This is a genomic window from Lelliottia sp. CFBP8978 (assembly GCF_034046055.2).
In the GTDB taxonomy this organism is placed as follows: domain Bacteria; phylum Pseudomonadota; class Gammaproteobacteria; order Enterobacterales; family Enterobacteriaceae; genus Enterobacter.
The window spans coordinates 541101-564722 of the sequence record NZ_CM188253.1; the positions used below are offsets into that span (position 1 = coordinate 541101).

Genomic DNA, 23622 nt, shown 5'->3' on the forward strand with positions numbered 1-23622 from the left:
TAAGCATATCTGGCCGGAGATATTTGTGATTGTTATTGATTTGTATATTTTAATAAATGACTAAAAATATATAACATTATGATTTTTAAGGTTAAATATTTTTAGATGGCATGATTATGCAGAAACAGACCTTAGTTATTTGGGGTTTAACTAAAATTAAAAAATAACTATCCAGATTAACTGAGATTAAAAAGGTTGGTAAAGTGTGACTGGGCCACGGGTTTTAAATTTAATACATGAAAATCATGATCTTGTACTTAAGACGTGAAAACCTGCCTCTCTCTTTATGCATAATCAGTGCATAGTTGCCTGAGACGCTTTAACAACTATTTAACAGCTTTTCCGATAAACATGCGCTGCCGCAAAGATGGCGCAAAAAAGGGTGGTAGGGCAGCGATAATTCTCGTATAAAAGCTGAAAATGAAACATCGTTTTATATTGAGGGTTTAATCATGATCGTTGGCAATATTCATCACTTACAATCCTGGCTGCCGGAAGAGCTGCGTCTGGCGATTGAGCACGTCAAAGCGCACGTTACGGATGCCACCACGGTGGGCAAACACGATATCGACGGCAATAACCTGTTTTATCTGGTCTCTGAAGATATGACCCAGCCGTTTGCCGAGCGCCGCGCGGAGTACCACGCCCGTTATCTGGACATTCAGATTGTCTTAAAAGGCCAGGAAGGGATGACTTTCAGTACGTTGCCGCACGGCACGCCGGAGACCGACTGGCTGGCGGACAAAGACATCGCGTTCCTGCCAGAAGGCGAGCAGGAGAAAACCGTGGTGCTGAGCGAAGGGGATTTTGTCGTGTTTTATCCGGGCGAAGTGCATAAACCGCTGTGCGCGGTGGGCGCGCCTGCGCAGGTACGTAAAGTGGTTGTGAAGATGCTGGTGGAGTAATTTCCCCTCACCCCGGCCCTCTCCCCAAAGGGGCTAGGGGGTATAGACGGTCCGGAGCAGTCTTCTCTCCCCAAAGTGGCGAGGGATATAGACGGTCCGGAGCAGTCTCCTTCCCAAAGGGGCGAGGGGGTATAGACGGTCCGGAGCAGTCTCCTCTCCTCAAAGGGGCGAGGAGAGTATAGACGGTTCGGAGCAGTCTCCTCTCCCCAAAGGGGCGAGGGGGTGTAGCCGGTTTGGAGCAGTCCCTTCCCAAAGGGGCTAGGGGGTATAGACGGTCCGGAGCAGTCTCCTCTCCTCAAAGGGGCGAGGAGAGTATAGACGGTCCGGAGCAGTCTTTTCTCCCCAAAGGGGCGAGAAGTTATAGACGGTTCGGAGCAGTCCCCTCTCCCCTCTGGGGAGAGGGTTAGGGTGAGGGGATTATCACTCCCCAAGCGTGGCCACCATCACCGCTTTAATGGTGTGCATCCGGTTTTCCGCCTGGTCAAACACGATACTCGCCGCCGACTCGAACACCTTATCAGTCACTTCCATGCCGCCGTGCAGATCGAACTCTTTCGCCATTTGCTTGCCGAGCGTGGTTTGATCATCATGGAACGCCGGCAGACAGTGCAGGAACTTGACGTTCGGATTGCCCGTCAGGGCCATCATTTCACAGTTCACCTGATAGTTACGCAGCAGGGCGATACGCTCCGCCCACTTCTCTTTTGGCTCGCCCATCGATACCCACACGTCGGTATAGATGAAGTCCGCGCCTTTCACTCCGGTGATCACATCTTCCGTCAGGGTGATTTTGCCGCCGTTCTGCAACGCCAGCGCGCTGCACTCCGCAACCAGACTCTCTTCCGGCCAGCAGGCTTTTGGGGCCACCAGACGCAGATCCAGCCCGACCAGCGCCGCCGCTTCAAGCATCGAATTGCCCATGTTATTGCGCGCGTCACCCGCATACACCAGCGTCATCTCTTTAAAGGATTGACCCGGCAGGTGTTCCTGCATGGTTAACAGATCGGCCAGCAGCTGCGTGGGATGGAACTCGTTGGTCAGGCCATTCCATACCGGTACGCCTGCATATTCCGCCAGCGTTTCGACCACTTCCTGACCGTGGCCCCGGTACTGAATCCCGTCGTACATGCGTCCAAGCACGCGTGCAGTATCCTTAATTGACTCTTTATGCCCAATCTGGCTACCGCTTGGGCCGAGATAGGTGACGCGAGCGCCCTGGTCATAAGCGGCAACTTCGAAAGAGCATCGTGTGCGGGTTGAGTCTTTTTCGAAGATGAGCGCGATGTTTTTGCCAGTAAGCGTTTGTACTTCCTTGCCATTTTTTTTATCGGCTTTGAGTTGCGCGGCAAGTGACAGCAAAGCGTTGAGTTGTGCAGGGGTAAAGTCGAGCAATTTCAGAAAGTGTTTTTTATACAGTTCAGACATTTTATCCTCACATGGCAAAGGCCACTTATTGAATTAAAATTCACTTTATATGTATTAATATTCACTTGCAACCCTGTTTCATAAATCTTTCTTACATTAGGTGGAGGCAAACACGTCCGTGTGTGAAAATAGAAGTATCTGCCGAACTTTAAAGAGGAACGAGCCATGGCAAACCCAGAACTGCTGGAAGAGCAACGCGAAGAGACGCGCCTGATCATTGAAGAACTGCTGGAAGACGGTAGCGATCCGGATGCGCTGTACACCATCGAGCACCATTTCTCTGCAGATGACTTTGAATCGCTGGAGAAGCTGGCGGTAGAAGCGTTCAAAATGGGTTACGAAGTGACCGAGCCGGAAGAGCTGGAAGTGGAAGAGGGCGAAACCGTCATCTGCTGCGATATCCTGAGCGAAGGCGCGCTGAAAGCTGAACTGATAGACGCGCAGGTTGAGCAGCTGATGGACCTGGCTGAGAAGTTTGAAGTGGAATACGACGGCTGGGGCACGTACTACGAAGATCCTAACGGCGAAGAAGGCGACGACGAAGATGATGAAGACTTCGTCGATGAAGACGACGACGGCGTGCGTCACTGATTAATAAAATACACAAAATCATTCACGCTGCGTCGAGGCGGCAACTGAGTGAATCCCAGCAAGCTTACACAGGTAAGTGACCTGGGGGAGCGAGGGCCGCCAACGAAGAGGCAGCATGAAGGATAAAGTGTATTGCGGCAGCTTCGGCTGCCGCTTTGTAAGGTTTCATCATGGATTACCCGCAGATACTCGCTCCCGTTCTTAACTTCCTTCACTGTCCGACCCCGCAAGCATGGATTGAGAAAGCCCGCGATCCGGCAAATCTGCCGCTCCTGCTCACTGACCATATGGTGTGCGAACTCAAAGCCGCGCAGACCGCGCTCCTGTTAGTGCGAAAATATGTTGCCGATAAAAGCGGTGCCGACGCGCTGCTTGAGTGGCTCAAACCCTACGAAGCGTTCACCTTTCGCGACGGGCCGGAACCCGATTTTGTGGCCCTGCATAAGCAGATTGGTAAAAGCGTGATGCCCAAAACCGACGACCCGTGGGGCCAGGCGCTTATCGACAGTATGGTCCTGCTGATCAAAGAAGAGCTGCACCACTTCTGGCAGGTGCGTGAGGCGATGCTGGCGCGCAACATTCCTTACGTCAAAATCACCGCCAGCCGCTACGCCAAGGGCATGCTGAAGGAAGTGCGCACTCACGAACCGCTGACGCTTATCGACAAGCTCATCTGCGGGGCGTACATCGAAGCGCGCTCCTGCGAGCGTTTCGCCGCGCTGGCTCCGTTCCTCGATGACGATCTGCAGAAGTTTTATCTTTCGCTGCTGCGCTCGGAAGCGCGTCATTACCAGGACTATCTGACACTGGCCCAACGGGTTAGCGACAACGATATCTCATCTCGCGTACAGCTTTTTGGCGAAATTGAAGCCACACTTATCTCAACACCGGATGATGAGTTTCGCTTTCACAGCGGCGTGCCGGTGTCATTCGACCTATCGGGCCATTCCCATCAGGCGTAAGGGTGGGAGCCAGTTTAAATCCGGGCATGGCCCGGGTTTAAAATGACAAATCAAACAGCCCGATGGATCGGGCTCAAAAGGATGCGAGATGAGAAGACACTGGAAACCTATTGTCATTGTTGCCGTCCTGGCCGCCGCGGTGGCGTTCTGGGTCTATTACGACAAACAGCGCCTGCAGCAAACGCCTGAAAATCGACTCGATACCACGCTCAACAGCATTCCCGCCTGGCAGGTGCTGAAAGAGCAAGAACCCGCGTTCCAGCAACGTATCCGTAGCCAGATCCTCGCGATGCAAAAAGAGGGGGATTCCGAACAGGAGATTATCGACGTCGTACAACCGCAGATCCTGCATCTGCAGATGTCGCGTCTGCAAACCGCGCCGGATGCGAATGTGGTGGACTATATGCGGGCGAATATGGAACAGACCGCCGCCATCCAGAAGGTGAGTGACGACGCGTGTTTCCGTTTTCTCTACCCGGAGGTGAAGGGCGGTATCAATCCGCTGCGTGTTCTGGATAAAAACATGATGCAGCGCCGCGTCAAGGCTGACGCCGACATGATGCGAGCGGCCTGGGGCGAGAACAAACACACCGTCACGGCGCAGGAACGCGAGACCGCTATCGCCGATGTGCGCCCGATTATGAAAGAGCTTGCCGCGAAGTATGGCGAGGACATCCAGCTGTTGCAGGCGCCTGATAAAGCGGCGGGTAAAGAGAAAGTGTCGTGCGACATGGTGCAGGAGATGTGGGCGAAGGTGTTGAAGCTGCCAGAAAGCCACGCCGCAGGGGTGATCCGACTGGCTGTTTCTGAGCTGGAATAGGCATTACGCTGTTTTTTTCGACACTTAGCGCACGAACCACGCGCTGCCGCTTGCAAGGCGGCGCGTGACAGGTATAATCCACAACGTTTCCGCATACCCCTTCAGTGCCGAAGTGGCGAAATCGGTAGACGCAGTTGATTCAAAATCAACCGTAGAAATACGTGCCGGTTCGAGTCCGGCCTTCGGCACCAAAAGCGATTGTGATAATTGGAAAATCTACAACAATCAGTACGTTGTACAATGAAGCTGGACGTTGACGGCAACTACAAAATGGCCGCATCTCCGGCTTTTTTTGTTTATAAAGCCTCGGGCCGGATCTTTTCACTCACTCCCTGTTTTGTCAATCTCTCTCCACGCAACTTCTGAGCATCTCGACATTGTGTTCAATATAGCTGAGCGTCACCTTAATATCGCGGTGGCCGAGTAGTTTCTGCGTGACATACAAGTTTTGCTCCGGTTTCTGCATCAATTCTGTGGCAACGGTATGACGGTAGCGGTGTGATGAAAAACGGCTGTGGCAGGCATCGCTGAGTTTGGCAAAGAAATAACTCACCTGGTTTTCTGTCATCGGTTTACCCTGTCGCAGCGTCCTCCGACTGAAACGATTGATGTTGAACAACTGATCGTCAGCCCGTATTCCCTTTGTTTTCACTTCTTCAAGCAGATGCTCCAGATAGGGCCGCAGCCGGGAGGCAATGGGAACGATATGTTCATCATGACTTTTGCTGCCTTCGCTCTGAATAAACAACGTGTCATGGACCAGATCGATATCCCTGACCCGCAGGTGAATAAGCTGATTCAGCCGGATAGCGGTGTAGTTGAAGGTTTCGACCACGGTCAGCCAAAACCATGCCGGATGTAAAGGCGAACGATAGCCGCGCTGCATTTTCTCCCGTTCAATAAATTGGTTCAGCACTTTTCGGGAAGCGAGGATTTGCTCGCGGGTCAGGGTTTTCTTTTTCTTACGAGATTCCCGCAGCGATGTTTTCTGGAACGGATTGATAAACTGCTCCAGTAGCCCCTGTTCAATCGCGAAGTTATATAAAGCTCGCATATGGCGCATGTAGTGATTCCAGCCCACAGGCTTGATACAGCGCACATTTAGCAGGTAATGACGCCACTCCAGTACCATATGCGGTGTGACTTCGGCGGGTAGTACGTTGCGCCAGTGGGTAAACTGATTTACCGCCGTGCGATAGCAGCTCTGGGTATCAGGGCGCAGCAGACGGGCAAAAAAATACTCTTCCAGGAGCTGTTCAAAAGTCATGGGTGTCTTCTCCTTCACTGAGCAAGAGATGAGGGTTATTAAAGGGAACGTCATCTCCAAAAAGCGGCGTGGGATCGTCAAGCAGATATCCCTTCAGACGTGAACAACGGCGTGGGCCGACAACGGCGCAATGCCAGATGTTGAGGCCGTTTTTTCGTTTTCGGTGAAGATTCAGGTTCTGAAATGCCTTCTGTACTTCCCGCCAGCGCTCCGCAGGTACATTCTGGCCGCAGGCGTCCAACCAGAGTTTGAAAATGCCGGGCGTTACCAGAAACGCCGTCCCGGCGACGGTGAGGATCCGGGCGTTAGGTTCATTGACTTCCAGATGTTGAGCCTGAACATTACGAACCAGCCACTGCCAGAAGGCTTCGCCTGACAGTGGTACATCGTCCTGTTCGGGGTGGGGGGATAGTTGTTCTACTTCGGTGTTTGTTTCAATTACAGCTTCTGTCTCATTTCGGATCCCCGTTATCGGTGTGACGGTTCCGCCGAAGGTGGCGGGCCGCTGTTGTGGATCTTCCCAAATCAGCGAAGGGGAAAAGCGCAGCAACGTCAGTTCACTGCTCCAGCCGCCGCTGGCCTCAATCCGGCAATACCAGATGGCTTTATCCTCACAGGGAATGAGTAACTGGTGAGCCTGCATCTCGTCGAACAGCCGCACGTTATGCTGTGGTACGGCGTCAATACCCTGGCGCAGCAACCAGCCACGGACAGCATCGGCAGTGTTCTTACTGACCAGCCACAGCGCTTCTTCTGTCAGCCAGCCGTCAGAGCCACCATTCGGGTTGTTGAGTCGGAACTCATTTGCCAGCAGGTCGCGTAAGGCAGTGATAATTTGCTGCGGCAGCGAGGTTTGCGGACGATGGATGGCCTTGATCGGATCGCCGCCGATATTAAATGCCACCGATGCCCGGTCGGCTTTCTGCACCAGGTCACCCGCCAGCCCGGCATACTGATACTGTCCGTTCAGGCAGTGGAGTAGGGTGGATAATGCAGCGGCATCGGTGGCGAGCCAGTCGAGGCTTTCCGGTGGGAGTAGTTGGGTGAGCAGAAGAGCTGCCGCAGCCGGATGGCGCAGATAATCACGTTGCGGCAGATAACGGAACCGATAAGGCTGGGTCAGCGGACCATGCCACGGAAACCAGCGTTGTCCGCTAATATCTTCCACTTCGATGTCGGTGATGAGTTTGCCCAGATCGTGCAACAGCGCGGCGTAGATGATGACCGTTGTCCAGCGTTCGGACTGAGCAGCCTGATCTTCCGGCGCTGCATCAGGCGGAAAAAGATAACTCTGCCGCAGCCGTGCGGCATAACAGGCAGCTTCGAGGCTGTGATCGAGCAAACCGCCTGCGTGGGCGTGGTGGTGGTTTTCCGAGGCCGGAAACGACTGCGCCATTTCCGCGAAACGGTGGAGCGGCGTTAACCAGAAGTGTTCAAACAGTGAGGCAGGGAGTGCGGTGCTTTGGCGAATAAACTGGATCAGTTGCTGGCGTGATGAACCAGCCAGTAGTGTTTGCGCGGATTCAGGATGCAGCCATCCCTCCGTGGCGTTCGGTTTGCCGTCGGATGGTATGGTCTCTGATTTTTTGCGCGTCAGCCATATCCGCATAATGGCCCTTTATTCCCAATGGATTTTGAGGTGCAGGAAGGCGGAGACGCAGTGAATCCCCAAGAGCTTACATAAGTAAGTGACTGGGGTGAGCGAGGAAAGCCAACGCACCTGCAACTCGAAAGACGAAGGGAAGACCCTTTTCCGGGTAAGCCCGTTACCCCTTCACTCTCTTCCCCTTAACCTTTTGGATTTTGCCTTTTGGTGCCGTCAGGTTCGGGGGGAAATTGTTTATTGGGGCGCGCAAATTTATCGGAGTGGAGAAAACGGCAGAGCAGGGATGCTCCACCGTTGATATGAAGGTCATGCGCTCAGCGCTAACGGCTGCTGCGCTCGTTCAAGCAGGTACTCGCAGGCATTACGAGCTAATCCGCTGGCGCGGAAAATCGCCCGTTTGTCCTGCTGCAACACCTTCAGCCACGAGGCGATGTAGCTGTCATGTTGTAGTTTCGCCTGAATGCCGACATGGGCGCACAGGAAGGCAGATCCCATTTCGGCAATGAGCTCTTCGAAACTATACGTCGGATCGCCAAAGGTGTGTTCTCTACCGGTGATGCCGTCCCGGTTCAGCCGTGAAGCGTGCCCGGTGGCATGCGTCAGTTCATGTAGTAGCGTGCCGTAATAATCTTCACGCGACGTGAACTGCTCAGGATGCGGCATGATGATGCAGTCGCGCCCTGGCGAGTAATACGCCCGGTTCTGGCGTCGGTGAGTGATCGTCACCGCGCTTTGCCGGACAACCTGCTCAGCGGCGACGATGGGATCATTGACCATCACGACAGGTTGCGAGAAGGCTTCCGGCAGTCCTTCGCATTGCTGAATGTTGAACAGCCGGAACTCGCGTACCACGGCGTAAGATGTCACTTTAGGATTGCCGTCAGCATCAAAAACCGCGTTCCCGTTGTTGTCCACAACCTCGCGCTGCTGGGGCAGATAAAAAACGGCCAGTGTAGATTTTTCGCCTTTGCGAACATTACCACCCGCATTGCGAATTTGTGTGAAGGTCAGCCAGCGATCGCTCTCATATCCCTGTCGTTCTGCGCTGTTCCAGAGCAGAGGAATGTTGATGCCATGATAAAACCGCCCGGATAAGGCATTCATCGGCACCACCGGTTCCCCTTCCCGCCACGGGCGAACCCAGGGGATCACGCCTTTCTCCAGCGCGGCGATAATTTCATCGGTGATTTTCTGGTAAAGATCGTTGCTTCTGTTCATAAGTGTAACCTCATGATAAAGAAGCCGGGTACAGCGCTCCCGGTCGGGAGTCGCCCGGCACGGGGAGTAAAGGATGCTGAGGCAATCAGCAGGTATGAAGGGCAGTAACCGAAAGATGGTTATCTTCAAGCGTTAAGCGCAGTGGCGTCATCAGCGGTACATTGCTGCTGCCGTCAGCGGGCAGGCAGTACAGACCGAAATTGATACTCTTACGATCTGGGCCAGCGCTTTTGAATGTCAGCATGGTGGCGACAATCAGGTTCTCGAGGCGGTCGTCTTCCTGTGTGGGATCGGGTGGAAAACTGACTACCTTTTCCCAGGCCTCAGATGAGACAGACAACGATAAGGATTTTGCTTCAGGTGAAGTGAGCATAGTGTTTCTCCAGTGATGAAAGCAGTGAAACACCGCCCGACAGGGAGGGATTCCCTGCATGGTGGGGTAGAGGATGTATCAGGCGCTAAGCGCTGTCCGCGAGGATGATACGGAGCGGACGAAAAGGCGAGCCTCACCTAGGAGGGTGGCAACCTGAAGGCTCTGGTTGCGCTGGAACTTTGTACAGATTAATGCGGTATAAAAAATAATCAAGCATCACTCTTATCAGAGCGAAAGTTCGGGGATTGTTGCTCTGGAGTCCGGTCTGGCCTTCAGTGCCAGGTTGAGGATTTAATCGATGCTTTATGTCTGTAACACTGAAAGGTAAACTGAGCTCATCCACAGGAGTTGTAAATCACGCATCGCTTAAAAGCTGATACGCAAAGCCTTGCGTACAAACGCAGGAAGGCATATGACCAGTCGTCCCCAGATGATAATCAACGTGTTACAGGCTAATCCTGGCCAGCAGTTCACTGCCCGCCAACTGGCGCAGAAAATTATCGATCATTACAGTGCCGAGCTGGCTGAAAAGCGTAAAAATCCGCGTTTTACCAGCGATGAAGACTTTTTGAGCCAGATTACCGCAGAGGTGGGTGGCAGCCGGACCGTTAAAGCGAAGGCGATGTGTCCACAGGTGATGACGCGTGATAAGCCAAGGCCGCGCCTGTTTTACTGGGGGGAATCTGTGGTTGAAAAGACAGATTCCAATGTGGCACCCGAGCCAACGGTTGAAACTGTCAGCCTTACTGAGCACTCCTTGTATCCGATCCTGATTGATTACCTCTCGCAGGAAGAAGGGTTACTGTGCCGTCGTATTGACGAAAAGCGCTCCAGCAATAACAAAGGGTTGGGTGGCAACCATTGGCTTTATCCCGATATCGTCGCACTGGAGCCTCTGGATAAAGAATGGGACGATGTGGTGCAAAACTGCGTTCGTCATAGTGAAGGACGTTTAACACGGCTGTGGTCTTTTGAGGTGAAAAAGCAGCTAAACCGTAGCAACGTGCGTGAATGTTTCTTCCAGGCGGTCAGCAACTCCAGTTGGGCGCATTTCGGCTATTTGGTGGCGACTGAAATTAACGAAGATAAGCAGCGTAGTGTGGAGCGTGAGTTGCAGATGCTCTGTGCGCTGCATGGTATTGGTGTGATCCTCCTCGATCCACATGACTTCAGTAACAGCCAGACGTTGATCCCGGCTCGCGAGCGCACCAGCGTCGACTGGCAGTCAGTAAACCGTCTGGTGGAAGAGAATCGGGATTTTAAAGATTTTATTGAACTGGTGGGGGAATACCACCAGACAGGAAAGATTCATAAGACGTTGTGGAACAAATAATTCATAGCAGTTAAACAATAAATTTATGAGGCTATGGTTTACAAGCACGTAAGACCGTAGTTAACGAGGCAGTATTCTGAGAAACACATGAAATTAACCCTTACCCAGCTAGAAACATTGCTGCTCCGCGCTTGTGATGACCTACGTGGCAGCATGGATGCCAGTGAATACAAAGAATATATTTTTGGCATGTTGTTCCTTAAGCGTGCCAGTGACCTGTTCGATCAGCGTCAGGCTGAGCTACGTAAGCAGTTTGAAGATCAAGGGATGTCCAAACTAGACATTGAACTGGCGCTTGAAGATCCTGACAACTACTCAGGAAAGTATTTCTATGTACCCCCGCGTGCTCGTTGGAATGAATCATGGGAAGAGATTGTAGAAGAGAAGGATGGCACTAAAAAAGCGGTCATCCGACCAGCCCTGAAGCATGTGAAAGTTGGGGTTGGCAGCGCATTAAATAAAGCACTTGAAGCCATTGAAGAAGCCAATATCGACGTTTTACAGGATGTACTGAAAGGCATCAACTTCAACCGCAAGATAGGTCAGCGAACTCTGGATGACGATACCCTGGCTGATTTTGTGCTGAACTTCGAGAAAATTCCGCTTAAAGATGAAGACTTCGAATTCCCCGATCTGTTGGGAGCGGCATATGAATGGTTGATTAAATTCTTTGCTGACTCCGCAGGTAAAAAGGCTGGAGAGTTTTATACCCCGGCGGAAGTCGTGCGGATCTGTGTTGAGATCTGCGATCCTGAAGAGGGCATGAGCGTTTATGACCCGACCGTTGGCTCGGGCGGCATGTTGATTCAGATGCGTGACTACCTGCGTGAAAAAGGCGGTGATGCGGATGAAATCGCGCTCTACGGTCAGGAAAAGATAGGTACCACTTGGTCTATCTGCAAAATGAACATGTTGCTGCATGGAATTTCGCATGCTGATATTCGTCAGGAAGACACCCTGCGTGAACCACAGCATCTGGATGAAAAGGGCGAGTTAAGACGTTTTGATCGCGTGGTGGCTAACCCGCCGTTCAGCCAGAACTATATCAAGAAGGATATTAAACACCCCGGTCGTTTTGCCGTCTGGCTGCCAGAGAAAGGCAAGAAAGCGGACCTGATGTTTGTTCAGCATATGTTGTCTGTGCTGAAACATGATGGGCGTATGGCGACCGTTATGCCTCATGGTGTGTTGTTCCGCAGTGGTGATGAACGCGAAGCGCGTAAATACTTTATCGATCATGGTTATCTGGAAGCTATCATCGGTTTACCCAGCAACCTGTTCTACGGTACGGGGATACCAGCCTGTATTTTAGTGATGAATAAAGAAGGTGCTGCGAAACGTAAGTCAGTTCTGTTTATCAACGCCGATCGGGAATACAGCGAAGATAAAGCACAGAATCATCTACGTCCGGAGGATATTGATAAAATTATTAACGCATATCGCAAGGGAAAAACGATCCCGGGCTATGCGCGCGTTGTCCCAACTGATGAGATTATCAAAGAAGATTACAACTGTAATATTCGTCGCTACGTGGACAATGCGCCGCCGCCAGAACCCCATGATGTTCGTGCGCATTTACACGGCGGTATTCCGCTGTTGGAAATCGAAAGCCTTGGTCATTTCTGGCAAAACTATGCCGGGTTACGCGCAGATATTTTTGCGCCCCGTGATGCTGAGTATATGAATTTCTCCCCGTCTTTGGCGGAGAAGCGTGATATTGCTGAGTTTGTTAACCGACATGCAGGTGTACTACAAGCGAATCAGGCGTTTATGGCGCAACTGGATGCGTGGTGGGAGCAGAATCTGCCGATTGTTGAAGCGCTAGCCCCTGATGCAGCCAATCAACAGGCCCGGCCACGTAACGTTTATGTAATGCGCAGCCAGTTGATGGACAGCATTCATGACGCATTTGCCCAGCAAAATTTGTTAACGTCATTCCAGGTTCGTGGCGCATTCGCCAGCTATGTGAATTACCTGAAGGCGGACTTCAAGTCTATTGCTGCCAGTGGTTGGGGGGCAGAACTGATCCCGGACGAGGATATTCTGCAAAGCCAGTTCCCTGAGGTACTGGAAGAGCAGGCTAATGCACAGGCCCGTTTAGCCGAGCTGCAGGCGTTATTTGCCGCGGCGGATGACGAGGACTTTGAAGATACCGATGATACTGGTGTGATGACCTCTGAACAGGTGAAAGACCTGAAAGCGAAGCTGAAAGACGCTAAAGGTATGGTGAAACTGTGCAAACGCGATCCGGGAATGGGGAGTACCGAAGAGTATCTGGAAAAGGTTTCCCAAATCGAAGCACAGTTGAAGCGTCATAAGGTGCTGGAAGATGAAGCTAAAGAGCTGAAGAAAGTTATTAAAACTATAGGAAATAAGCGCGATGAGCTGGTTTTAAGCGCGCGTGAGAAGATCTCACAGGATGAAGCTCGTGTGGTTATTGTTGCGAGATTAAAACAATTATTGTTAAACGCTTATAATCGCTATCTAAGAGCAGAACAGAAAGCTTGTGTCGCTGCTATTGAAAATCTGTGGATTAAATATGCAGTAACTGCGAGAGAAATTGAAGCTGAAAGAGACAAGGCCTTTCAACAGTTACAGATTTTATTGACGGAGTTAGGATATGATTGAACAATTTAATTTTGAAAATTGGTCAACATATAGTTTAGCTGATATTGCGAATTACCATAATGGTTATGCTTTTAAGCCTACAGATTGGGCTGAAGAAGGAACCAAAATTATTCGTATTGAGCAACTGAATAACCCGGATGGCTCTTATGACTATTTTAATGGGAATTATCCGTCAATTAATGCCATTAAAGATGGAGATCTAATTTTTTCTTGGAGTGCAACATTAAAAGTTGTGATCTGGAAACATGGACCAGCAGTATTGAATCAACACTTGTTCCGGGTTGATGAAAAAACTGGATTTGATAAAAAATTTATTTACTATGTATTAGATTACAACATGGATTCTATATCTGGAGGATCACATGGCTCGACTATGAAACATATCAGACGAGGAGAGCTAAGTAAATTCAAGATCAAGATTCCTGAGTTATTCATTCAGAATAAAATAGCTCATATTTTAAGTGCGCTGGATTCTTCAATAGAAGAAACAGAAAAGTTAATAAAGAAATATCACAAAATACGAACAGGTATGATGCATGATCTTTTTACCCGTGGTGTGAATAGCGATGGTAAATTGCGCCCTTGCAGAACCCAATCTCCTGACTTATATAAAAAGACCTCGATTGGATGGATTCCAAATGAATGGAGTGTTATTCCGTTTGGGAATGTTGTTAATGTCATTGATCCTAATCCCAGTCATAGATATCCAAATGAAAGTGAGGATGGATATCCAATTTGTTCGACAGAGAACTTTTTTGGCAGTGATGATTTTGATTATAGTAAGTCAAAGAAAGTCTCGGAGTTTGTGTATCAATTGCAAAATAACAGGTGTCAATTTTCTTCACTCGATGTCATTTTTGCCAGAAAAGGAAGATTGGGTTTAGCCAGAAGATATGGTTCAGATAAAAAAGTATTCAGCCATACTGTTGTTATTATGAAACCACTGAACAATAAAGTAGATGCAAGTTGGCTGCTCTGGTTGGCTCGCTCTAATTGGTTTTTGGATGGTATATCACATGAAATGAACACTAACTTAGGAGTACCCACACTGGGTGTTGAGTTTATCAAAGGAATAAACATTCCTTTATGTAGCATGGATGAGCAAGCTCAGATAAATAGACTGTTAGATAAAATCGCTGAAAAGATACATGCATTTGAACATGAATTAGCTAAATTAGAGCGTATAAAAGCTGGACTTTTGCACGATTTGCTTACGGGTAAAGTTACTGTAACACGTCAAGAGGGTACGGAGGTCCCCCATGTCTGAATACACGGAAGTTGAACAACCCTTCTTACAGCAGCTTCAATCACTGGGCTGGACGATTATTGACCAGGGACAGGACATTCCCTCCGATCCGACTAAAAGTATGCGCAGCAGCTTCCGCCAGTGGCTGCTGCCGCAGATTTTTACTAACGCAGTAGCGCACTTAAATGCCGAATCAGACGGAAAAACATGGTTAACTGACAAACAGTTACAGGATCTGCAAGAGCAGATCCTGCGACAATCCAACCGTACTTTACTGGAAGCTAATGAGGCGATCCAAAAGCTACTGTTTAAAACACAGGTGGATATTAATAATGCCACCGGTGAGTCTGATCCTATAGTTAAATTAATCGATTTCGAACGCCCGGAAAATAACCACTTTCTGGCGATAAACCAGTTCCGGATTGATACCCCGGGTTGCGTAAAACAATTTATCATTCCCGATATTGTTTTATTTATTAATGGTATTCCGCTGATTGTGGTGGAGTGTAAAAAAGGTGGTCCAACCTGTTCTAATCCAATGGCTGAAGCATATATTCAGCTCCAGCGTTATATGAACAATCGTAAAGCAACAGCGCTGCAGGGATTAAAAGAGGGGGAGCTACGTTTATTTCACAGTAATTTATTTGCGGTCAGAACAACAGGCGTTGAAGCGGATTACGGCACGATTACTTCCGGGGAAGAGCATTTTTATCCCTGGAAGACACAATGGCCGCAGGAAGACAATGTTGCCAGCGATATGAACGCACAGCAACAGCTAATCAATGGCATGTTAAATAAAGCGAATCTGTTATCCATCCTGCGTACATGCTCTGTATTTATGGATACCGATGCTGGCCCGCGCATCAAGGTTGTCTGCCGTTATCAGCAGTTTCGCGCTGCTAATAAGATCTTACAGCGTTTACGTGAAGGTAAAACCACAGAAGAAAAAAGTGGTGTAGTCTGGCATACCCAGGGGTCGGGCAAAAGCCTGACGATGGTTTTTGTTGCCAGAATGCTGCGCGTTTCAAACGATCTTCACGATTATAAAATCATATTGATCAACGATCGTCTCGATCTGGAGGAGCAGCTAACCGCGACGGCACAACTGATCGGTGGACGAGTCAATGTGATTGAAAGCAACAATACGCTACGAAAAGAGTTAGCCACCAACACTTCCGATATCAATATGGTGATGGCGCATAAGTTCCTGGTCGCGCAGGAAAGCCTCCCCGTATCCGTTGCTAAAGCGCTAGGAACCTACCAGGCTATTCCAACGGGCAAAACATTTGGCGTAGTGAATACCTCTTCGCGAATTGTGTTAATGATCGATGAAGCACACCGTACTCAGAGTTCAGATCTGGGCAGTAATATTTTTGAGGCCTTCCCCAATGCGGCCCGCATTGCCTTCACCGGAACGCCGCTGATTACAGAACGCCACGGTGAGAAACGTACCGTCAAACGCTTTGGCGAATATATCGATAAATACAAGTTGATGGATGCCGTTGAAGATGGCACCACATTGCAGATCCTTTACGAAGGCAGGACTGCTGATGCCGCGCTGAACGATAAACATGGCTTTGAAACGCAGTTTGAGAATCTCTTTAAAGACCGAACGGAAGAAGAATTAGACGCTATTAAGAAAAAGTATGGCGCCACAGGCGATATTCTGGAAGCAGAGCAACGTATTGCAGCTATTGCGAGCGATATGGTGAAACACTATCTGGAGCATATTTTTCCTAATGGCTTTAAAGCTCAGGTGGTGTGTCACTCCAAACTGGCGGCAGTCCGTTACCAGAAGGCTATCCATCAGGCATTAAAAGAGAAAGTGGATGAGCTTGAATCTATGGACGTACCTGACCACGCATTAATTAATCGGATCAAGTTCCTCAAAGCTGCGGTCGTGATATCCAGTGATGGCACCAACGAAGCGGCATTTATTACCGAAACACGCAAGCAAGCCCGTGCCTGGAATGCGGTAGAAAATTTCTGTAAGCCATTTGCATTTGATGACCCTGATAAACCTTATACAGGAATCGCCTTCCTGGTTGTCTGTGACATGTTATTAACCGGTTTTGATGCACCGATTGAGCAGGTCATGTACCTGGATAAAAAAATCCGCGAGCATACGTTATTACAGGCAATTGCCCGTACAAACCGGGTGAAAAAAGGGAAACAACGTGGTTTTGTTGTGGATTATATCGGCCTTACTCACCATCTTACCGAGGCATTAACTCTTTATGCAGCCAGCGATGAGCACCAAGAGCTAGCCGAAGGATTAAAAAATATCAATTCAGAGGTTCCGGTGCTGCAGGAGCGCTATCAGCGCTTGTTGAGTTTATTCTCGTATCACCAGGTTAATGGCATCCAAGATTTCCTTGAGGGGCGATTACCCGACATAGCAGCAGAAGCTGCCGTAGTGAACGATGCTGTCCGTTTGCTGAAAGACGAGAAGCAACGGGCGGATTTTGATGTGTACCTGAAAAAATTCCTCAGCAGTCTGGATATCATCCTGCCGCATAGTGCGGGCCAGATTTACCGTATCCCGGCAAAGCGTCTGGGATATATCCAACGAGTGACGAAAGAGCGTTATAAAGACGATTCGCTGGATCTGGGGGATGCCGGCCAGAAGGTACGCGAACTGATTAATCAGCACCTCATCAGTCTGGGGATTAACCCTACGGTTCCTCCCGTTGAATTGCTCTCAGATAACTTCATTGAACAGCTAAATCAGCATACCAACGGCAATGATGAGGCGAAAGCCAGCGAAATGGAGCATGCAATTCGTAAGCATTGCACTGTTCACCATGATGAAGATCCAGCTTTTTATAAGAGTCTTTCGGAAAAAGTGGAACAATTGATCGACCTGTATCAGGATCAATGGAAGAAGCTGGCGGAAGAGTTAGAGAAACTGCGTAATGTTGCGATTATCGGGCGCCAGGATGGGGAAGAGGGGATGAGCCGGGAGGCCATTACGTTTTATGAACATATTGCTCATGAAGCGTTCCCGGGCGGAGAAATACCCGTTTCAGTAAAACCCAAAATTAAAGCGCTGATGGAAGCAATTGTTGAACTTCTGCAACAAAGCATCGGCAGCATTGATTACTGGCATAACAGCAGCAAGCAAAAGAAAACGCGCAGTGAGATCAAAACGGCTCTGACGCTAACCGGAGTTCCTGAATTAAAACAGGCAAGAGAACGAATTGCGGTAGAAATTATGAAACTGGCAAAAAATCGACATAATGCGTTACTCCAGAACTCAGTGGAGAGCAAAAAACCATGATGCATCGACGGGTGAAGGACATCGACTATCATCTCGCGCCAGGTACCACCCGGCGTACAACGGATATCGTCATCGAAAGAGACGGTCAGGTCATTGTTCGCCCGCCAGTACACTTCACCCCTGAACAGGCGGATACCGTTGTTTTTCAGAAACGCATGTGGATCTATCGCAACCTGGCGGAGTGGAAAGATCTTAATGCCACTACGGTGGCGCGTGAATGGGTAAACGGCGAGACCTTTCTCTATCTGGGAAGCATGTATCGCTTATCTCTGGTTTCCGATCAGCATTTGCCGCTACTTCTTAGAGATGGGCGATTTTGCCTTAATCGGCAGCTTATTGAAAAAGGCGGCATAGCTGCAGCGAAAGGCGCGTTTGAAGACTTTTATATAACTAAAGGCCAGCAGCGCATCAGAGAACGCACTTTGTTTTTTGCGCCTAAAGTCGGAGTGAAAGCAGAAACGATCCGGGTGAAGGAAATGGGATATCGCTGGGCCAGTTGCGGTCATAGCGGTACGCTGAATTTCCACTGGAAATGTATGATGGCCCCAGCGAAGATCATAGATTACATCGTGGTTCATGAACTATGCCATTTTCACCATCGTAATCATACGGACGCTTTCTGGAATGAAGTTGATAAAGTCATGCCTGACTGGCGAGAGCGTAAGGAGTGGCTGCGTAAACATGGCGCTAGCCTGGATCTATAGTTTGAGCTGAATTATGGGAGAAATCACACCAACCGCCCCCCAGCCTTCCCCCCACCATCCTGCGCCACCTTAACCCCACCCGCTAGCGATCCATTCACCGCCACGCCAACCCTCGCTCCAGCCCACGTCATTGCTCCCAGCCAGAATGTCGGCAACACCAGAAACATCGCGCCCATAACCAGATTGATAATCACATCATCCTGCGTATTCTGGATCCCGGCCAGATTCCAGCTACTGTGAGTATCGCTGTTGTAGAGAACATCCAGTAGCCAGCTATCGAGCCACCGGGCCAGTTCCCACCAGAAGGTGAGGAAGAACAGAGCAAACTGCACAAACGTCAGCGTCATCACCACCTTTACATCCCACGCCGAACAGAGCGTTATCAGCGGAATACAAATCACCAGCGCCATTTGCAGCAGCGCCTGAACCATCGGCAGTGCCTGACGCACGCTGTCGAATGCCGGGAACGCGGCTATGCTACCGAGAATATTTCCGGCGCTGGAGGTCAGTCGTGTGGCGGCATTGATGAGTGTGCCATCGACATTGCCGCCATAACCGGGATAAACACGCCCGTTCTGCGATACCTGCATATTGCGTTCACTGACCAGCGAGCGCAGTACTGCCTCTTCATAAACTGTCTGCGGCTGGCCGATTTTTTTAAACGCCGTCCAGATATCCGGGGCCGGGAGTTGCAGGAGTCGGGCCTTCAGCCCAACGGTGTCGTCGGCCCACCACTGTTTGCAGGTGGGGTAGCCGCCCGCGCCCGTATCGGCCAGCCCGGCATCGCGTGATGCGCTATACGGCCAGGCACTGCGTGGAGAAAGCGCATGGTCGGTATCGTAATATCCTGCCGTGTTGAGAAAGTATGACGATCCCAGCCAGGCGGTATCGTCACTGCTGTCATCGTCCAGCTCTCCAGCGCGGGATTTTAGCCGGGCGCGGGAGGGGGCATAACACTCCTCAACGAAATCCCGCAATTCCTGAGCCAGCGTCGGATCCTTAATCCGGGTGTGCTGCACTTCAAAGCGGACCTGCCTCAGGTCAGGCTGGCAGGGAAGGGTAGCGACCGTCGCGGCGGTAATGCCTTTGCCGATCGTATGAATAAAGTACCACCAGACCGGGACGGCGGCGGTTTTGCCGTCCAGGGAGTTAATAATCGGCTGATAGCCGGTATCGGTGGGTTGCGGTACTGACATTCCGCACTGCTTCGAGCGCGTGGTGTCATATTTGATGGTATCGAGATCGATGTTCAGCATCGGCATACAGGTGAACATAATGACCAGCAGCGAGGTGTACATCAGGTGCTCGGTCCATATCAGCGACAGCGCGGCTTTGTTACCTTCATCGGCCCCCTGACTTCTGGCCTGTAGCCACAGTGCCAGCAGCTTAATCAGCAGTGGCAGGGCGAATAACCCGGTGGCGCCGATCGCATTCCACAGCCCGTTATTGACCACCCAACCGAGCAGCGTCAGAAAGTATTCCAGGTAGCTATTGGTCGTCACCGGAATACCTCCGGTACACTCTCATTGAGTGCAATCAGCACAATAAACCACAGCGTGATGCGACGGAGCGCCGGGCGATACGGTGGAAAGCGGTCATACAAATGCCAGCCCACTCCGCAGATCACGGCGTACAGCATTACACGCCAGAGCAGCAGATCGCTGCGGTTAATCTGTGGTGTATTGTCAGCAGCCAGATAAAACATCACCGCCATACAGACCAGCAGCATCATGCCGGAGAGCATCAGCCGCTTCATGGCGACGCTTCCCCGCTGGCTTTGTTCAGATCGTTCACCCGTTTGTCGGTGTCGTCCTCCACGCCGACAGCCTGACCTTTGGTCTTCGCCCGTATCGTCTGGCGCTCAAGGATCGTGAGCGCCGCGTTATCTGCCAGTGCCTGGCGCATATCCAGTTCCAGCTTAAGCTGCGACAGTTCCTGGTCGAGCTGGGCGGTGGTCTGGGTCAGCGCAATTTGCGCTTCTTTTTCGCCTGAAATATTGGGTTCACGCATCCCTGCCAGCAGCGTGCGCCGGGCCATTAACGCTTGCTCCATCACGCGAGAGAGCGCCAGTTCACCGGAAAGCCGCTGGATCAGTACCGCTGAGTCAGGATCGTCGCGCAAGGCTTCAATCACCCCGCGCGTCAGGTGCAATGCCCCACCGCTGGCCTGCGCTAACGTATTGTCATTAACCGGCTGGCTGCGGTTAACCATATCGATAATCAGCGGCTCGATTTTTTCCTGCTCTTCCTGAATCAGCGGTGTCAGCCCAACGCCGGATTGGGCACCGCTTTGCTGGTCCGGGTTGCCGGACCGATCGTTATCCGGAGCGACGTTAATGGTCTGCTCGCCCACCACCCGCGTCAGCCATTTCGCCGCGTCGTCGGGTTTACTCCAGACCTGGCATAATTCCCCCTGGCAGTCGCTGGCGGAAACGGTATTTGTACTGGTTGCGCTGCGGTTGTTGAGGAGGTTGTAGCCTGCAATCGTAGTATCACGTACCAGTTTGATAGGCGGCTGGCCCTTGCCGCCGCGGCGTTGGCCGCCCACCCAGCGCTTACCCTTCTCCGCCGCTTCTTTAGCGGCGCGCTGTTCAGCGCGAACGGCGTCTTTTTCGCTGGCGGCAATTCCCTGATAGTTCTCTGCCTGTGCGCTTTGTGTCCACGCCGGGCCGAGCGCGTAATCGGTCATTTTCTCTGCCATCTTCTGGCAGCTCAATAGTGACTTATCGAAGTCGAGCCGCCCCTGAAGCACACCGTTGGTCAGCAGATCGTAAAGTTGAGGATTAGCCCGCTGGATCACCATTGCGGGCAGGCTGGCGACCGCGCCGGTAGCACTTTCGATAACGTCGCCCATCAGTTGCTGAAAGCCGTTTGTAACCCCATTGAGCTGATTGCGCACCGTGGTGCCAATATCGAAATTGCCGCACATCAGATCGCTGTTCCAGCTAACGCCAGTCGTCAGGGGGAAGGTGCTGCGCCGGGTTGGCGGGGGAGAGATGGCCGCGCCGCCGCCGATGCGGTAATACATCCAGTCGCTGATCGCCCCCTGCTGCTTGTATTGATATTTGTCAGCTGCCGGGGCGAGAAAGGCGACAAATAAAAGACACACTATCGGGCGCATAATTAACCTCCGCTGCTGCCAAGAAAGGTCTGCCCGCGCCGCGGGCAGCATTTATAGGGGCGCCACAGCGTCCAGACATACGCGCCATCTTCCGCCAGCTTGTCGGCGTAAGTGTCCGTGACGGAGCCATCCGGGAAGTTGTGGCAGGAGGCGGATTTTTTGGGAACCAGCATTTGCCACTGGTGATTACCGCTGTCGCCTTCCATCACCGGACCCGGCGGCCAGTAGCCATCATGGGGGGACGCGATCAACGGCAGATAGATATGAGATTGCCCGCTGCGGGTTACCAGATCGGCGGCGCGTTGGGCGATTACCGCGCCCGCCTTATAATCGTGCGTCTGGCTGAGCGCCCCACTTCGCGGATAGATATTGCCCCACATATCGCCGTCTTTACGCACTTCACGCAGTCCCGGTGTTAATGCCTGTGGATAAAACATCTCCGGCACGCCGCTACGCCAGGCAAGCGAATCCAGAGTGCTGAGAAAGTACGGGATAAAAGGTTGTGACGACGGGGCGCAGATGTAACCGAACTGCGAGAAGAAATTTGCCAGCGCATCACCAGCAGGGAAGCCAATCGCATCGGCATTTTTAAATCTTATTTTGCGGTGCTGGCCAACGGCGCGGGGATAGGTGTCACCGCCCGCTTCGGCGAGGCCGGTTAGTGGTGGGCTTAACGGCGACATTTCCACCCATGGATTTTGCCCGGTAGCGCTGTAGGCCGATATCACCAGGTCCGGGCGGAAATGACGTACCTTTACCGAAGTGCGGACCGTGCAGCCAAACGGTGTGCAGTACAGCCAGTAGCAGACGCCGACAACCTGATATTTCACGCATGCAGGTGACAGGGCAGAGGCGGCGATTTCAGGTGTGGTAATGGCCCGAGCCGGCAGCGAGCTCAGCACCAGCACAATCAAAAGCCGTTGAAGAGGGATAAACATAAGCACCTGCGGTAACGGGTAATACCGCAGGTGTAAGGTTTTTTTACCGCTCAGGCCTTATGAAATTGAATACTGGCTGTGAATAATTTCAGACCGTTATCTCACCCGTGGCCAGCTTAAACGTTGTACTGGCGACGCGAGCCGTAAGGATAAACGGCCCACGGGTAACGTATTAGCCCGAATATCAGCACAGCGCGACGGGCTTGCCGCTCTCCAGGCTATTGTGTACCGCCTCGCAAATCCGACTGGCCTGTAATCCGTCGTTTGCTGTTGCCGTATAAGGCGTTCCGTTTTTTACTGCTTTGATAAAGTCGTTAATCGGGTCAATACCAAAGCCGCTGGCGACGTTATCCCGATAGGTAATAAAATAGCTGTTCGGCGTTTTCGTCCGTTCCGGTGTGGCGATCTCCAGCCCGCGATCCTGCGAGTTGGACCGTATATAAGCGTTGTCGCAGACTATCGCGATGCGCCCGTCGTTATCTTTCGGGAAGCCGTCCGGCAGTACCCAGCCGTTTTCCACCACCCATGAGCTGCCATCCTCCATTAGCAGGGTGCTCTGCACACTGTCCCAGGTATCAATGCCCCGCTCGGCCAGCAGGCGCTTCTGCCCGACGGCGTAGACCGATTTCACCTCTTGTCCGCTGATATAGCGCACCAGATCGAAGCAGTGAGAGCCAAGAAACCACACCGGCGAACTCTGTGCCGACCAGCCAAGCCATGTAGCAGGAACGGCAATCACATCATCCATGCTGATATAGCCCCGGATGATATTCCCGGCGCTGGCTTCCTGCGTAGCCATGCGTACGCGGATTGTTGCCGGATCCCAGCGTTTGTGAAAATCAACGCCAACGATCACACCGTGCCGTTCGGCAGCATCAATAATATCCCTGCAGTCAGTAACCGAGGTCGCCAGCGGCTTCTCAATCAGCACATGTTTGCCCTTCGCGATAGCCTGCAAAGCGGGTTCTTTATGGTACGGATCGGAGGTGGCGATGGAAATAACGTTAACATCCTCCTTATCCAGCAGCGCCCGGAGGCTGGCGTAACCCGGCAAATTCAGTTCATTTGCCACGCTATCGCAGCGTTCTGGATCAGAATCGCAGACGGCAATCAGTTCGACATCGGGGTTATTTAAGTAAGCATTAAGATGGTGTCTGCCGTAGATGCCAACGCCCACCACGGCGGTTTTGATTTTGTTCATGATGG

20 protein-coding genes and 1 tRNA gene are annotated in these 23622 nt (G+C 51.3%); 10 read left to right on the forward strand and 11 right to left on the reverse strand.

Features of this window, described 5'->3' with window-relative positions:
• Positions 1-452: 452 nt before the first annotated feature.
• The gene (locus SOM82_RS02510; protein ID WP_320460801.1) at positions 453-905 is read left to right on the forward strand and encodes a YhcH/YjgK/YiaL family protein; all 453 of its coding nucleotides are present in this window, start codon (positions 453-455) and stop codon (positions 903-905) included.
• Between the two features lie 420 nt (positions 906-1325).
• On the opposite strand, the gene argF is transcribed toward SOM82_RS02510, so the two are convergent.
• Positions 1326-2330 carry an ornithine carbamoyltransferase gene (gene argF, locus SOM82_RS02515; protein WP_320460802.1) on the reverse strand — a complete coding sequence of 335 codons (1005 nt, stop codon included), beginning with the start codon at positions 2328-2330 and terminating at the stop codon, positions 1326-1328.
• Positions 2300-2596, reverse strand: a complete 297-nt coding sequence (argL, locus tag SOM82_RS02520; protein WP_414672120.1) for a putative translational regulatory protein ArgL — start codon at positions 2594-2596, stop codon at positions 2300-2302. The genes argF and argL overlap by 31 nt, the downstream gene beginning before the upstream one ends.
• On the opposite strand from argL, the gene rraB reads away from it, so the two are divergent.
• The 4 genes from rraB (at position 2496) to SOM82_RS02540 (ending at position 4894) form a co-directional block, all read left to right on the forward strand.
• Positions 2496-2921 (forward strand): ribonuclease E inhibitor RraB, encoded by a 426-nt coding sequence (gene rraB / locus SOM82_RS02525; RefSeq protein ID WP_154127031.1) that lies wholly within the window; start codon positions 2496-2498, stop codon positions 2919-2921. The genes argL and rraB overlap by 101 nt on opposite strands.
• 170 nt (positions 2922-3091) lie before the next feature.
• Positions 3092-3883, forward strand: a complete 792-nt coding sequence (gene miaE, locus SOM82_RS02530; protein ID WP_320460803.1) for a tRNA isopentenyl-2-thiomethyl-A-37 hydroxylase MiaE — start codon at positions 3092-3094, stop codon at positions 3881-3883.
• A gap of 88 nt (positions 3884-3971) precedes the next feature.
• Positions 3972-4703, forward strand: coding sequence for a topoisomerase II (locus SOM82_RS02535; RefSeq protein ID WP_320460804.1), 732 nt, complete (start codon positions 3972-3974; stop codon positions 4701-4703).
• Positions 4704-4809: 106 nt separating this feature from the next.
• Positions 4810-4894 (forward strand) — tRNA-Leu (locus SOM82_RS02540).
• A gap of 149 nt (positions 4895-5043) precedes the next feature.
• On the opposite strand, the gene SOM82_RS02545 is transcribed toward SOM82_RS02540, so the two are convergent.
• The 4 genes from SOM82_RS02545 to SOM82_RS02560 all read right to left on the reverse strand — a co-directional run bounded on the left by SOM82_RS02545 (position 5044) and on the right by SOM82_RS02560 (position 9167).
• Positions 5044-5970 (reverse strand): tyrosine-type recombinase/integrase, encoded by a 927-nt coding sequence (locus SOM82_RS02545; RefSeq protein ID WP_320460805.1) that lies wholly within the window; start codon positions 5968-5970, stop codon positions 5044-5046.
• The gene (mobH, locus tag SOM82_RS02550) at positions 5960-7579 is read right to left on the reverse strand and encodes a MobH family relaxase (RefSeq protein WP_320460806.1); all 1620 of its coding nucleotides are present in this window, start codon (positions 7577-7579) and stop codon (positions 5960-5962) included. Before mobH ends, SOM82_RS02545 begins: the two co-directional genes overlap by 11 nt.
• A 303-nt stretch (positions 7580-7882) precedes the next feature.
• Positions 7883-8794 carry an ArdC family protein gene (locus tag SOM82_RS02555; protein WP_320460807.1) on the reverse strand — a complete coding sequence of 304 codons (912 nt, stop codon included), beginning with the start codon at positions 8792-8794 and terminating at the stop codon, positions 7883-7885.
• Between the two features lie 85 nt (positions 8795-8879).
• Positions 8880-9167 carry a hypothetical protein gene (locus SOM82_RS02560; protein ID WP_320460808.1) on the reverse strand — a complete coding sequence of 96 codons (288 nt, stop codon included), beginning with the start codon at positions 9165-9167 and terminating at the stop codon, positions 8880-8882.
• A gap of 412 nt (positions 9168-9579) precedes the next feature.
• On the opposite strand from SOM82_RS02560, the gene SOM82_RS02565 reads away from it, so the two are divergent.
• The 5 genes from SOM82_RS02565 (at position 9580) to SOM82_RS02585 (ending at position 18358) form a co-directional block, all read left to right on the forward strand.
• On the forward strand, positions 9580-10500 hold the full coding sequence (locus SOM82_RS02565; protein WP_320460809.1) for a COG2958 family protein: 921 nt from the start codon (positions 9580-9582) through the stop codon (positions 10498-10500).
• Between the two features lie 87 nt (positions 10501-10587).
• Positions 10588-13128, forward strand: a complete 2541-nt coding sequence (locus SOM82_RS02570) for a type I restriction-modification system subunit M (protein ID WP_320460810.1) — start codon at positions 10588-10590, stop codon at positions 13126-13128.
• Positions 13121-14395 carry a restriction endonuclease subunit S gene (locus SOM82_RS02575; RefSeq protein WP_320460811.1) on the forward strand — a complete coding sequence of 425 codons (1275 nt, stop codon included), beginning with the start codon at positions 13121-13123 and terminating at the stop codon, positions 14393-14395. The genes SOM82_RS02570 and SOM82_RS02575 overlap by 8 nt, the downstream gene beginning before the upstream one ends.
• Positions 14388-17654 (forward strand): type I restriction endonuclease subunit R, encoded by a 3267-nt coding sequence (locus tag SOM82_RS02580; RefSeq protein ID WP_320460812.1) that lies wholly within the window; start codon positions 14388-14390, stop codon positions 17652-17654. The genes SOM82_RS02575 and SOM82_RS02580 overlap by 8 nt, the downstream gene beginning before the upstream one ends.
• Positions 17651-18358, forward strand: coding sequence for a M48 family metallopeptidase (locus SOM82_RS02585; protein ID WP_074729446.1), 708 nt, complete (start codon positions 17651-17653; stop codon positions 18356-18358). The genes SOM82_RS02580 and SOM82_RS02585 overlap by 4 nt, the downstream gene beginning before the upstream one ends.
• A gap of 23 nt (positions 18359-18381) precedes the next feature.
• Here SOM82_RS02585 and SOM82_RS02590 read toward each other — a convergent pair whose 3' ends face one another.
• The 5 genes from SOM82_RS02590 to SOM82_RS02610 form a co-directional block, all read right to left on the reverse strand.
• Positions 18382-19860 carry a conjugal transfer protein TraG N-terminal domain-containing protein gene (locus tag SOM82_RS02590; protein ID WP_320460813.1) on the reverse strand — a complete coding sequence of 493 codons (1479 nt, stop codon included), beginning with the start codon at positions 19858-19860 and terminating at the stop codon, positions 18382-18384.
• On the reverse strand, positions 19857-20114 hold the full coding sequence (locus tag SOM82_RS02595; protein ID WP_320460814.1) for a hypothetical protein: 258 nt from the start codon (positions 20112-20114) through the stop codon (positions 19857-19859). The genes SOM82_RS02590 and SOM82_RS02595 overlap by 4 nt, the downstream gene beginning before the upstream one ends.
• Positions 20111-21478, reverse strand: a complete 1368-nt coding sequence (locus SOM82_RS02600) for an integrating conjugative element protein (protein ID WP_320460815.1) — start codon at positions 21476-21478, stop codon at positions 20111-20113. The genes SOM82_RS02595 and SOM82_RS02600 overlap by 4 nt, the downstream gene beginning before the upstream one ends.
• A gap of 2 nt (positions 21479-21480) precedes the next feature.
• On the reverse strand, positions 21481-22416 hold the full coding sequence (locus SOM82_RS02605) for a TIGR03756 family integrating conjugative element protein (RefSeq protein ID WP_320460816.1): 936 nt from the start codon (positions 22414-22416) through the stop codon (positions 21481-21483).
• A gap of 184 nt (positions 22417-22600) precedes the next feature.
• Entirely contained in the window at positions 22601-23617 is a 1017-nt protein-coding gene (locus tag SOM82_RS02610) for a Gfo/Idh/MocA family protein (protein ID WP_320460817.1), read from the reverse strand.
• Positions 23618-23622: the final 5 nt, after the last annotated feature.